The organism is Microbacterium paraoxydans, assembly GCF_018224615.1.
Taxonomy (GTDB): Bacteria; Actinomycetota; Actinomycetes; order Actinomycetales; family Microbacteriaceae; genus Microbacterium; species Microbacterium paraoxydans_B.
Genome location: NZ_JAGTUK010000003.1, coordinates 553,795 through 566,805 on the forward strand (window position 1 = coordinate 553,795; position 13,011 = coordinate 566,805).

Here is a 13,011-nt window from a genome sequence, read left to right on the forward strand (position 1 = left end):
CGGGGATCAGACGCCGACCGGAACCGCCGAAACCGTGGTGTCGATCGTGAACTGGCCGAGCACTCGCGTGCCCACGTACAGCACCGCCGTCTGCCCCGGGGCGACTCCGTCGAGCGGCTCGTCCGGCATCACGCGTACGCCATCGCGGCTCACGGTCGCCGTGGCCGGGACCGGCTCAGCGTGAGCGCGGATCTGGACGTCGCACGCGAACGAGGGATCGACCGGTGCCGCACCGGCCCAGCTGAACCGCTCGCCCGCGATCTCGGCGATCGCGAGCGCCTCCTTCGGCCCGACGACCACCGTGTTCGACACCGGCCGCACCTCCAGCACGAACCGGGGCTTGCCATCCGCCGCCGGCACACCGAGCTTGAGCCCCCTGCGCTGCCCGACCGTGAACGCATGCGCGCCCTCGTGCTCACCGACCACCGCGCCGCTGCGGTCGACGATCTCGCCCGTCTCCGCGCCGACCTTCTCGGCCAGCCACCCGCGGGTGTCGCCGTCGGGGATGAAGCAGATGTCGTGGCTGTCCGGCTTCTGCGCCACCGTCAGCCCGCGGGCCGCGGCTTCCGCGCGCACCACCGCCTTGGACGGTGTCGTGCCGAGCGGGAAGTAGGTGTGTGCGAGCTGCTCGGCCGTGAGCACGCCGAGCACGTACGACTGGTCTTTGGCGTTGTCGGATGCGCGGTGGAGCTCCCGACCGCCGGGCCCGTCGATCAGCGTCGCGTAGTGGCCGGTGCACACGGCGTCGAAGCCCAGCTCGATCGCCCGCTCCAGAAGCGCGGCGAACTTGATCTTCTCGTTGCACCGCATGCACGGGTTGGGCGTGCGGCCGGCGCGGTACTCGGAGATGAAGTCGTCGATCACGTCGTCGCGGAACCGCTCGGAGAAATCCCAGACGTAGAACGGGATACCCAGCAGGTCGGCGGCGCGACGGGCGTCCAGGGCATCCTCGATGGTGCAGCAGCCGCGGCTGCCGGTGCGGAGCGTGCCGCCGGCCCTGGACAGCGCGAGGTGCACGCCGACCACGTCGTGACCGGCCTCGACCGCCCTCGCCGCGGCGACGGCGGAGTCGACACCGCCGCTCATCGCCGCAAGAATCCGCATGTGTCCAGTCTACGAGCGCGCGGCTGAGCCGGCCCCGGATGCTCGCGAATATGCCTCGGCGATGACCGACAGCACGGCCTCCACGTCCTCCTCCATGGAGGTGCGCCCGAGCGAGAAGCGCAACACGCTGCGGGCATCGCGCTCGGACCTGCCCATCGCCATCACCACATGCGAGGGTTCCGCGACCCCCGCCTGGCAGGCGGACCCGGTGGACACCGACACCCCGGCGACGTCGAGGAGGAAGAGCAGGCTCTCCCCCACGGCTCCACGGAAGAGCAGGTGGGCGTTGCCCGGGAGGCGGTCGTGCGGGTCGCCCAGCAGCTCGGCCGCGGGGACGCGCTCGCGGATGCCCGCCACGAGTCGGTCGCGCAGGACGCGCAACCGCCGGTTCTCGGCGTCGCGCTCCCCCTCGGCCAGCTCGACCGCGGTGGCCAGCGCCGCGGCACCCGGAACGTCCTGCGTGCCGGCGCGGAGCCCACGCTGCTGGCCGCCTCCGCGCAGGAGCGGGGCGAGCCGCGCGGACCGGGCGACGACGAGCGCTCCCGTCCCCACCGGCGCGCCGACCTTATGGCCCGCGATGCTCAACGCGACGAGCCCGCCGTGGCCCACCGCTCCCCCGCGCAGCGTCCGGAACGACAGGGGCACGTGGCCGAGCGCCGCGACCGCATCGAGGTGAAGCGGCACGAGGGCGTCGGCCGACTCCGCCGCGAGCGTCGCCACGTCGTTGATCGTCCCCGCCTCGTTGTTGGCCACCAGAGCGGTCGCGAGCGCGGACCCGGGCAGCGCGGCGGCGAAGCCGTCACGGTCGATGCGGCCCTCCGCCGAAATCGGCACCGCCCGCACCTCGGCCCCCTCGTCCGCGAGCGCCGCGACCGTGTCCATCGTGGCGTGATGCTCTCCGTCCGGCAGCACGATCGCGGACGTTCCCTCTGCTCGCGCGCGCCACAGTCCCTGCAGGGCGAGGTTGATCGACTCGGTGCCGCCCGAGGTGAACACGACCTCGATCGGGTCGGCGTCGAGCACGGCGGCGACCCGCTCCCGCGACTCCTCCAGCAGGCGCCGCGCGTCCTGACCCGAGCCGTGGGTCGAGGAGGCGTTGCCGACGACGGTCGCGGCCTCGAGCCAGGCGTCGCGGGCCTCCGCGCGCAGAGGCGTCGTCGCCGCGTGGTCGAGGTAGTGCCGCATGCAACGATTCTCCCCCGATCCGCGACCGCTCGGACGCGCGACGACGCGCGAGACCGGGTCCGCCCTGACATGAGACGGAAATGCAACACGCCTAGGGTGTATGCATGCCTGCCTCCCGCGTTCCCGTCGTCCCCGGCGGATCCGCCCTCGACGATCTCGGTGTCCGCCTCCACGACGGTGGTGGCACCCTGCGCGTCTGGTCGGGCAACGCCGCGTCGATGGAGCTCGTCGTGTTCGACGCCACCGACCTCGACTGGGTCACGGATCAGGCTCCGCTCGAGCGGCGCCCCGGCGGCGTCTGGGAGGTGACGAGCCCGCTGCTGCAGCCGGGCACCCGCTACGCGATCCGCGTCGGCGGACCACACGGACCGGGGAACACCTTCAACCCGGAGACGCTGCTCCTCGATCCGTATGCCCGAGGCCTTGCGCAGGGGCACGGGTACCAGGAGTGGCGGTCGGTCGTCATCGTGGACGGCTTCGACTGGGGCGACACCGTCAAACCGCGGATCCCGCTGGACCGCACCGTCATCTACGAGGGCCACCTGAAAGGCATGACGAAGCGGCACCCCGAGGTTCCGCCCGCGCTGCACGGAACCTATGCCGGGCTCGCGCACCCCGCGATGATCGCGCACTTCCACTCGCTCGGCGTCACCTCCATCGAGCTGCTCCCCGTCCACGCGTTCGTGCCGGAGCCCCGTCTGCTGGAGCGCGGCCTCACGAACTACTGGGGGTACAACACCCTCAACTTCTTCACGCCCCACGCCGCGTACGCCACCGAGGACGCCCGCAAGCGCGGACCGGAGGCGATCATCGCCGAGTTCAAGGGCATGGTGAAGCTCCTGCATCAGGCGGGCCTCGAAGTGATCCTCGACGTGGTCTACAACCACACCTCCGAAGAGGGCATCGGGGGTCCGCGATCCAGCCTGCGGGGCATCGACAATGCGAGCTACTACCGGCAGGACGCGAACGGCGTCTACATCGACACGACCGGGTGCGGGAACACGCTGAACACGAGCACCGACGCGGGTGCCCGCCTCGTCCTCGACTCGCTGCGCTACTGGGCCGAGGAGATGCAGATCGACGGGTTCCGGTTCGACCTCGCCACCGCGATCGCCCGCGACGCCGCGCACACCTACACCCCCGACCACCCGCTGCTCCGCGCGATCGCCGCCGACCCGCTGCTCGCCGACGCCAAACTCATCGCCGAGCCCTGGGACGTGGGACTGGGCGGCTGGCAGACCGGCAACTTCCCCGCGGGGTGGCACGAGTGGAACGACCGCTACCGGGACCGGGTGCGCAACTTCTGGCTGAGCGACATCGACTATGCGCGACGCGCCTCGGCTCCGGTCGGCATCGGCGGCTTCGCCACGCGCCTGGCCGGTTCCTCCAACACGTTCAGCGAGGAGCGCGGCCCACTCGCCAGCATCAACTTCGTCACGGCGCACGACGGCTTCACGCTGCACGACCTCGTGTCCTACGACGTCAAGCACAACGAAGCCAACGGCGAGAACAACCGCGACGGTGCCGACACCAACCGGGCGTTCAACCACGGCGTGGAGGGGCCGACCGACGATCCCACGATCCTCGCCGCCCGCCGCAAGGCCATGCGGAACCTCCTCGGCACCGTGCTGCTCTCCGCCGGCATTCCCATGCTCACGGCCGGAGACGAGGTCGGTCGTTCCCAGCGGGGCAACAACAACGCCTACGCCCAGGACTCGCCGCTGTCCTGGCTCGGCTGGGAGCTGGAACCCTGGCAGGAAGACCTCCGGGCCCACGTGACCCGGCTGATCCGGCTGCGGCAGGAGAACCCCGCGCTGCGTCCGAGTCGCTATGCACGGCTCGGCGAACACATCCCGAACGCGTCGGTCATGGACTGGTACGACCAGGACGGCGAGACGATGGAGCCGGGACAGTGGAACGACCCGGGCAACCGCACACTGCAGTACGTCGCCGCCTCGACCCCCGACACCGAGGCCGCGAATCGCATCCTGCTGATCGTGCACGGCACGGAGGCCCCGATCGACGTCCGGTTGCCCGTGGAGATCGAGGGGGCGACGCGGTTCGTCTCCCTGTGGTCGAGTGCGGAGGAGCAGCCGTCCGAGCAGGCGGAAGTGTTCGAGCCCGGCGACGTGCTGTCCGTCCCCGGCACGTCGATGCGGCTCTTCCGGGTGGAGTGATAGCACGGTTCTGCGCCACGGTCGAGCGGTAGGTTCCGATACACCGGAGCGGTAGATTCGCACTGTGAGTGCACGCGCTGGTACCCGGTCCTCGGCTCTGCGGAGCCCCGCTCAGATCCCGTTGCGCGCCTTCGCCGACGCCGACCTGCCGGGCGAGCTGCGCACGACGCGGATCCCCCTGCTCGACGGATCCCCCGCCGTTCCAGGCGGCTTCCCCGCGAAGGCGTTCGCCGGCGAGGTCGTGCCGTTCGGTGTGGTGTCGTTCCGGGAAGGGCACGACCTCATCGGCGTGCACGTGCGCCTCACGGACCCTCGCGGGGGCGAGAGCCTGCACCGGCTCAGCCCGCTCGCGGACGGCACCGACCGATGGGCCGTGTCGATCGCCCTGGACGAGGAGGGCCCGTGGCGCTATCGCTTCGAGGGGTTCTCCGATGACTTCGCCACGTGGGCGCACGCCGCCCGCCTCAAGGTCGCCGCCGGCGTCGACGTTCCGGTCATGGCCGCTCTGGGCGCGGAGCTGCTCGCCCGTGCAGCCGCCGAGAAGGACCGTCCCCAGGTACAGCGCCGCCGGCTGCGCGAGCTCGCCGAGACCCTGCGTGCGGGGGATCCTGCCGCCACCGCTGCCGTCGCGGCCGACGACGACCTCGCGACCGTGTTCGCCGAACGGCCGCTGATGACGCTGCGCTCGGCGTCGGCGGACCAGCACCTCCATGTGGATCGCACCCGGGCCGGGGTCGGCGCGTGGTACGAGTTCTTCCCGCGCTCGGAGGGCGCCCGCCGCCTGAAGGACGGCACGGTCCGCAGCGGCACGTTCCGCACGGCCGCGAAGCGTCTGCCCGACGTCGCCGCCATGGGGTTCGACGTGATCTACCTGGTGCCCATCCACCCCATCGGCACCACCAACCGCAAGGGCCGCAACAACACCCTCACCGCGGAACCGGGCGACCCCGGTTCCCCCTACGCGATCGGAGCGCCGGAGGGCGGACACGACGCCATCCACCCCGACCTCGGCAGCGCCCAGGACTTCCGCGCGTTCGTCCGCTCCGCGCAGAGGGAGGGTCTGGAAGTCGCGCTCGACCTGGCGCTGCAGGCGTCCCCCGACCACCCCTGGGTGCGTGAACACCCGGAGTGGTTCACCACGCTCCCCGACGGGACGATCGCCTACGCGGAGAACCCGCCCAAGAAGTACCAGGACATCTACCCCCTCAACTTCGACAACGATCCCGACGGCATCGCGGCGGAGATGCTGCGGGTGGTGCAGCACTGGGTGGCCCAGGGTGTGCGCATCTTCCGCGTCGACAACCCGCACACCAAGCCGCTGCGCTTCTGGGAATGGCTCATCCGCACCGTGAACGAGGCCGATCCGGGGGTCGTGTTCCTTGCGGAGGCCTTCACCCGACCAGCGGTCATGCGCGCGCTCGCCGCCGTGGGGTTCCAGCAGAGCTACAGCTACTTCACCTGGCGCAACACCAAGGCCGAGCTCGAGGAGTTCCTCACCAGCATCTCCCACGACACGGCGGACTACATGCGTCCGAACCTGTTCGTGAACACGCACGACATCCTCACCGAGTACCTGCAGTTCGGCGGACGGGCGGCCTACCGCATCCGAGCCTGCATCGCGGCGACCGCGGGCCCCGTCTACGGCGTCTACGCCGGCTACGAGCTGTTCGAGAACGTGGCGCGCCCCGGGTCCGAAGAGAACATCGACAACGAGAAGTACGAGTACAAGTTCCGCGACTGGCGCGGTGCCGAGGAGCGCGGCGAGTCACTCGCTCCGCTGCTGCGCCGGCTCAACGCGATCCGCGCCGAACATCCGTCGCTGCGCCAGCTGCGCAACCTGGAGACGCACTGGAGCGACGACGACGCGGTTCTCGTCTACAGCAAGCACCTCGATGCGGAGTTCACGGGCACCGGACGCGCGGACACGATCATCGTCGTCGCGAACGTGGACCCGCACTCCGTCCGCGAGACCACCGTGCACCTCGACACGACGCTCTGGGGGGTGACTCCCGGTGAGCCCTTCGAGGTGGAGGATCTGCTGACCGGGAGCGTCTGGACCTGGAGCGACCACAACTACGTGCGGCTCGACGCCTTCGCCGAGCCCGTGCACATCCTGAAGGTGAGGGACCGAGCATGAGCTACGCCGAAGAAGCCATCGCATCCGCCGAGTGGGTCGCTGTCGCCGAAGCCGCCCACCACGACCCGCACGCCGTCCTGGGCATCCACCCCGGTGAGGACGCCGCCGGTCGCACGGTCACGATCATCCGGGCGCGGCGTCCGCTCGCCGCCTCCGTCGCCGCCGTCTTCGCCGACGGCACCCGGCTCGAGCTCGCACACGTCACGCACGGGCTGTGGGAGGGACGCCACCCCGGTCCGCCCGTTCCATACCGGCTGGCGACCCGGTACCGCGACGTGGACGAGGAGGCGGTCGCGGGCGACCCGTACCGTCACTCCCCCGCGCTCGGCGACCTCGACCTGCACCTGATCGCGGAAGGTCGCCACGAACGCCTGTGGGAGGTGCTGGGCGCTCATCCCCGTACGCACGACGGCGAGTCCGGCGTCGCGTTCGCGGTCTGGGCACCGAACGCCACCGCGGTGCGCGTGGTCGGCGACCACAACGGCTGGAACGGTGAGACGCACGCGATGCGATCGATGGGTGCCAGTGGGGTGTGGGAGCTGTTCATCCCCGACGTGGCCGTCGGCACGCGCTACAAGTACCAGCTCCGCACCCGCAGCGGCGCGTGGATCCTCAAGGCAGACCCGATGGCTCTGGCCGCGCAGGTGCCTCCCGAGACGGCCTCGGTCGTCACCGCCTCGTCGTACTCGTGGCAGGACGGGGCGTGGATGACCCGTCGCGCCGCCACCCACGCGGTCGCGCAGCCGCTCTCCGTGTACGAGGTGCACCTGGGCTCGTGGCGCGGAGGCCTCGGCTACCGGGACGTGGCCGACCCGCTCATCGAGCACGTTCAGCAGACGGGGTTCACCCACGTGGAGTTCCTGCCACTCGCCGAGCACCCCTTCGGGGGTTCGTGGGGCTACCAGGTCAGCGGCTACTACGCGCCCACGAGTCGGTACGGCACGCCGGACGACCTGCGGTATCTGATCGACCGGCTGCACCAGGCGGGCATCGGCGTCATCCTCGACTGGGTGCCCGGGCACTTCCCCAAGGACGAGTTCGCGCTCGCCCGATTCGACGGCCAGCCCCTCTACGAGCACCCCGACCCGCGCCGGGGCGAGCACCAGGACTGGGGAACGCTCATCTTCGATTACGGCCGTCCGGAGGTGCGTGGCTTCCTCGTCGCGAACGCCCTCTACTGGCTGGAGGAGTTCCACATCGACGGGCTGCGCGTGGACGCCGTCGCCTCGATGCTGTACCTCGACTACTCGCGAAGTGCCGGCGAGTGGGAGCCGAACATCCACGGCGGGCGCGAGAACCTGGAGGCCATTCGCTTCCTGCAGGAGGTCAACGCCACGGCATACCGCCTGCACCCGGGAATTCTCATGATCGCGGAGGAGTCGACCAGCTTCCCCGGCGTCACCGCTCCCACCGACCACGCGGGCCTGGGCTTCGGGTTCAAGTGGAACATGGGCTGGATGAACGACTCGCTGCAGTACATCGTCCGAGATCCGATGTACCGCGCGCACCACGAAGGCGAGATGACCTTCTCGTTCGTGTACGCCTTCGGGGAGAACTACGTGCTGCCGATAAGCCACGACGAGGTCGTGCATGGCAAGGGCAGCCTGCTCGCGAAGATGCCCGGGGACCACGCGCACAAGCTCGCGAACGTTCGCGCCTACCTCGCCTACATGTGGGGGCATCCGGGAAAGAAGCTGCTGTTCATGGGGCAGGAGTTCGGGCAGCTCGCCGAGTGGTCGGAGGGACGGGAACTCGACTGGTGGCTGCGCGACCAGCCGTCGCACGCCCAGTTGCAGGACTTCGTGGCAGCACTGAACACCGTGTACCGCGCCCAGGCACCGCTGTGGGAGCGAGACGGCGATGGCTCCTCTTTCACACGACTCGGGGCACCGAGCTGGGATCCGTCCGTGATCGCGTTCGAGCGCCGTGACGCCCACGGCGGGCGGCTGGCGGTCGTGAGCAACTTCGCCGGGGTCGAGCGAACCGGCTACCGCCTCGCGCTGCCTCGCGAAGGCGTGTGGCAGGAGGTGTTGAACTCCGACGCCGCCGAGTACGGCGGGTGGGGGTCGGGCAATCTCGGGATGGTGGTCGCTGCTCCCGACGACAGCAGCACCCCGGTGGGGTCCATCACTCTCCCGGCACTGTCGACCCTGTGGCTGCGTTTTCAGCCCGAGCCGCACGTACCCACCGTGAACCACGGGTGAGGGCCCGCGGCGCCCGTCGGCGCAGCGCCGGGGCGCCGGGCGACGTCAGAACAGCAGTGACGAGAGGCGGTTGCGTGCCGACACGACTCGAGGGTCGGCCGCACCGATGAGCCCGAAGAGCTCCACGAGTCGTTCACGCACGGGTGCACGCTGGTCCGAGGGAAGCTGCGCGAACAGATCGAGCAGCCGCGCGAACGCGTCATCCACGTGGCCCCCGGCCAGATCGAGGTCAGCCACGTCGAACTGCGCCTGCACGTCGAGCGGGGCCGCGGCAGCAGCGGCGCGCGCCTCCTGCAGATCCAGGCCCTGCACGCGGTGGAGCAGCTTCACCTGCCCCAGTCCGGCACTGGCCTCCTCGTCGCGCGGGTTCTCTGCGAGCGCCTTCTCGTATGCGCGGATGGCCGCGGCGTAGTCGCCGGCCTCGATCGCGGCGTAGGCCTCGGCGTGCAGCGGCGGCAGCTCGGGCTCGACGGGCTCGGGTGCATCCTGCCCGGCGTCTCCCCCGACCGAGAGCGTCCCGGAAACGCCGTTCTGCGCGGCGACCTGGAGCAGCTGCGCGAACACCTCGCGCACCTGCTGCTCCGGCACGACCCCTGTGAACATCGGCACCGGCTGCCCCGCGATGAGCGCGACGACCATCGGGATCGACTGCGCGCGGAAACTCTGGGCGAGCTGCGGATTCGCGTCGACGTCGACCTTGGCGAGCAGCACCCGGCCGCCGAGCTCGCGCGTGACCTTCTCGATGATCGGGCTCAGCTGCTTGCACGGCCCACACCATTCGGCCCAGAGGTCGACGACGACCGGCACCGTGCGCGAGATCTCCAGTACCTGTCCGAAGGTCTCATCGGTCGCGTCGACCACCACGTCGGCGACGCCCTGCCCCTGCGTTGCGGGCGCGCCGGCGGCGGGGGCCGCGGGACGATTACGGAGGCTGGAGAGATCGACCGCGCCTCGGAGGGCCGCGGGAGAGATGTCGGTCACTTGATCACCTTCACGGAGAGCAGGTCCTGGGTGGAGGCCAGGAGCTTCATCGGTTCGCTCGACCCCTGCGAGGGGACGGCGAAGAACAACTGGCTCAGATAAGTCGTCTCGACGCCGGTCGCCGACTCGGTCGCACCCGTGAGCGCCTTGGCCTGCTCGTTGCTACCGAAACGGATCACCACGTCGGAGTTGACCGGAGTGATCGTCTCGACGTCGAGCACCGAGACCGCGACGATCGCCCCGCTGTCGAGAGTGGTCATGGAGACGGGCTCCGTATCCGATGGCAGGGCCTTGAACGCTGCCTTCGAGGTCTCTGCGGCGTTGGCGTCCGCGAGTCCCTGCACCACGGTCTGGCGCCCGTCGCGGATGGACTGGGCAACGGCGAGGGACAGATCGTCGAACTGCCCGTAGTACTGGCTCTTCTCCACGTTGTCGACCACGTCGGAGAACGCCGCAGCCACCTGGTCGGGCGGGAGCGTGAGGAACGCCGAGTCGGCGGGCACCATCGAGGTGCCGAGCCAGCTCGCCGCGACCTCAGGGAACTGCGCGTCGGCGGCCATTTGCGCCAGGTTGGTCACCTTGTAGTTCGACCACGGGTCGTCCTGTGTCATCGTGAGCAGTACGGGTGGAACAGTGTCGTCGTCCTTGTTCTGCGAGAGCAGGAGCACCGTGCGCGGCCAGCGGTCGGTGGCCTCGGGCAGCACGACGCGCACATCATCCGTGGGGATCGCGACGGGCGGCGCGTCGTTGGTGACCTTCGCCCGGACGGCGTAGTCGGTCACCCGCTCCTCGAGCGCGGGACCGGCGAGACGCGTACCCGCCAAGTCCGCGTCGAGCGTGCTGTCCGCCTCGGCCACGGTCTCCGACAGGTTCTTCAGGATGCGCTTCGCCTGTGCCTCGGTCACCGCCGGTGGCTTCTGGTTCTCGGGAGCGATCACCGTGGGAGACGGCGACGGCGAAGCGGACGCGTCGCCCAGCTGCGGCCAGGAGTCCGCCGAGCACCCCGCAGCGAGCAGCGCCGTGAGGCCGAGTGCCGGCAGCGCCAGCATGCGGCGACGGCGAGTCGGGCCGGTAGCGCGCATGGACGACTTCCCGTCGGGCTCGGTGCGCGTGCCGGGCTCGTCCTCCACGACCTCCGCATCCTTGACGACCGGCTCGGAAGGGGCACTGGCGTTCGCCGTGTCACCGGCGTCCAGGGCGGCGCGCTCCCCGGCCGGAAGAGCAGCGACCTCGATCGGCTCCGTCATCGGCAGCGGCCCGGGACCCTTACGGCGAGGACCGCGGCCACGACGCTGGTGACGGATCGCCAGCACATACAGAATGAGGCCGATGAGGAGGACGACACCTCCGGCGACCATCAACGGTCCGGCGAGCGGGGTGCTGTTGTCGACCGGCCACGACACGACGATGTCATCCGGCGCGTCCTTCGTGCCGTCATAGGCGATGAGCACGCTGGTGCCCTCCGGAAGCTGCATGTTGTCGACCGTGAGCAGATTCTCCTGGCTGAAGGAATCCAGCCAGAGGTCGGAGCCGACCGGATTGCGGCCGGTGGGCTCCTCCGCGGTCGGATCCGTCGCCGGCGTCTCTTCCGGCGCCGGAGTGGTGCCCGCATCCTCACCCGGGTCTGCCGTCTCGTCGGCGGCCGCGAGGTGTTCGACGCGGAACTCGCCGTCCTTCCCGACCGAGACGTGGTTGTAGTCGGAGTCCGACAGCCACGCCTGCATGTCGGCGGTGCGCCCATAGCTGGCGAAGATCTCGCCCTCGCCGCTGACCGCGAGCTTCTGCGCCCCGGGGTTCGTGCGCAGCACGTCACCGTCCATGAGGACGAACGGGGCGGGCTCCTCGATCGAGACGCGCTCCTGCTGGCTCGATGGGCCCATGAAGACCGTCCGTTGAGCGATCCCCGCGCCGATCAGCACGGCAGCCAGCACGAAGGCCACCACGGCCCATACGAAACGCACGAATAGTCTCCTCACGCATCGCGAATACCCGCCCGCGACGCCACACTCGACATTTCAGACTAGCGAAGTCACCTGTGTGTTGCCCACGAGCAGTTCGCATGCGCGACGAACGGCACGTCGCCACGGCGCGGCGTGCCAGGGTCGATAGCCTTGCTGCAGCCGTCGCGAGGAGTCCGCATGAAGATCCACAACCCCTTCCGCACCGCCCTCGTGGCGACGCTCGGTGTGGGGTTGGGGATCCTGCTGATCAGCAGCGTGCAGACCCTGTCGACGGTGCTGCTCTACATTGGCACCGCCCTGTTCCTGAGCCTCGGCCTCGACCCCCTCGTGTCGTTCCTCGAACGACGGCGCCTGCCGCGGTGGCTCGCGGTGCTCGTGACGATCCTCGCCGTGCTGGCGATCTTCGTGGGCATCATCCTGATCGTCCTGCCGGTTCTCGTCGACCAGATCTCGCAGTTGATCGCACAGATCACCACCATCGTCCAGCGCGGCACCGCGATCGACGATCTCAAGGACTGGATCCAGGAGACCTTCCCGAACCTGCTCGTCGACGACGTGTTCAACTACATCGAGGACTGGCTGACCACGAACCTGGCGGAGATCGGCGGCTCGATCGGGCAGGGAGTCCTGATCGCCAGTGGCGCCGTCCTCAGCGGTGTGTTCGGCGCCTTCATCGTGCTCATCCTCACGATCTACCTCACGGCCTCCACGCCCTCGCTCAAGCGCGCCGTGTACCAGCTCGTCCCGTCGTCGAAGCGCGACCGCTTCATCGACCTGTCCGAGCAGATCACCGACTCCGTGGGCTACTACGTCATGGGCCAGGTGTCCCAGGGCGTCATCAACGGAGTCTTGAGTGCCATCTACCTGACGATCATCGAGGCGCCGTTCCCCGCAGTCCTCGCGGTCATCGCCTTCTTCTTCTCGCTCATCCCCCTGGTCGGCACGCTCACCGGCTCCACGATCATCGTTCTCGTCTGCCTGATCCCCGGGCTGGGCTCCCCCGCCACGGCGCTGGCCGCCGGCATCTACTACCTGATCTACATGCAGATCGAGGCCTACGTCATCTCCCCGCGCATCATGAGCCGTGCGGTGTCGGTCCCCGGCGCGGTCGTCGTCGTCGCCGCTCTCGCGGGCGGCAGCCTGCTCGGACTGCTGGGAGCCCTCATCGCGATTCCGGTCGCGGCGAGCATCCTGATCATCTACCGTCAGGTGCTGATCCCCCGAATGAACGATCTCTGACGCGGCCGCGGCGAGCACCGCCC

The 13,011-nt window shown here is 69.8% G+C and carries 8 protein-coding genes; 4 read left to right on the forward strand and 4 right to left on the reverse strand.

Going from position 1 to position 13,011, the window contains the following annotated elements:
- Nucleotides 1-6: 6 nt before the first annotated feature.
- Nucleotides 7-1,104, reverse strand: a complete 1,098-nt coding sequence (gene mnmA, locus KE274_RS12865; RefSeq protein ID WP_211544327.1) for a tRNA 2-thiouridine(34) synthase MnmA — start codon at nt 1,102-1,104, stop codon at nt 7-9.
- Nucleotides 1,105-1,113: 9 nt separating this feature from the next.
- Nucleotides 1,114-2,289 carry a cysteine desulfurase family protein gene (locus tag KE274_RS12870; RefSeq protein WP_211544329.1) on the reverse strand — a complete coding sequence of 392 codons (1,176 nt, stop codon included), beginning with the start codon at nt 2,287-2,289 and terminating at the stop codon, nt 1,114-1,116.
- A 104-nt stretch (nt 2,290-2,393) separates the two neighbouring features.
- On the opposite strand from KE274_RS12870, the gene glgX reads away from it, so the two are divergent.
- The 3 genes from glgX to glgB all read left to right on the forward strand — a co-directional run bounded on the left by glgX (nt 2,394) and on the right by glgB (nt 8,807).
- Entirely contained in the window at nt 2,394-4,466 is a 2,073-nt protein-coding gene (glgX, locus tag KE274_RS12875; RefSeq protein ID WP_211544331.1) for a glycogen debranching protein GlgX, read from the forward strand.
- 64 nt (nt 4,467-4,530) lie between these two features.
- Nucleotides 4,531-6,603: an alpha-1,4-glucan--maltose-1-phosphate maltosyltransferase gene (locus tag KE274_RS12880; protein ID WP_211544333.1), complete on the forward strand. Its 2,073-nt coding sequence runs from the start codon at nt 4,531-4,533 to the stop codon at nt 6,601-6,603.
- On the forward strand, nt 6,600-8,807 hold the full coding sequence (glgB, locus tag KE274_RS12885) for a 1,4-alpha-glucan branching protein GlgB (RefSeq protein ID WP_211544335.1): 2,208 nt from the start codon (nt 6,600-6,602) through the stop codon (nt 8,805-8,807). Before KE274_RS12880 ends, glgB begins: the two co-directional genes overlap by 4 nt.
- Nucleotides 8,808-8,852: 45 nt before the next feature.
- Here glgB and KE274_RS12890 read toward each other — a convergent pair whose 3' ends face one another.
- Nucleotides 8,853-9,788, reverse strand: a complete 936-nt coding sequence (locus KE274_RS12890; RefSeq protein WP_211544337.1) for a tetratricopeptide repeat protein — start codon at nt 9,786-9,788, stop codon at nt 8,853-8,855.
- The gene (locus KE274_RS12895; RefSeq protein ID WP_211544339.1) at nt 9,785-11,749 is read right to left on the reverse strand and encodes a glycosyl transferase; all 1,965 of its coding nucleotides are present in this window, start codon (nt 11,747-11,749) and stop codon (nt 9,785-9,787) included. The genes KE274_RS12890 and KE274_RS12895 overlap by 4 nt, the downstream gene beginning before the upstream one ends.
- A 177-nt stretch (nt 11,750-11,926) precedes the next feature.
- Between KE274_RS12895 and KE274_RS12900 the strand changes: the two genes are divergently transcribed.
- Nucleotides 11,927-12,988: an AI-2E family transporter gene (locus KE274_RS12900; RefSeq protein WP_211544341.1), complete on the forward strand. Its 1,062-nt coding sequence runs from the start codon at nt 11,927-11,929 to the stop codon at nt 12,986-12,988.
- Nucleotides 12,989-13,011 lie beyond the last annotated feature (23 nt).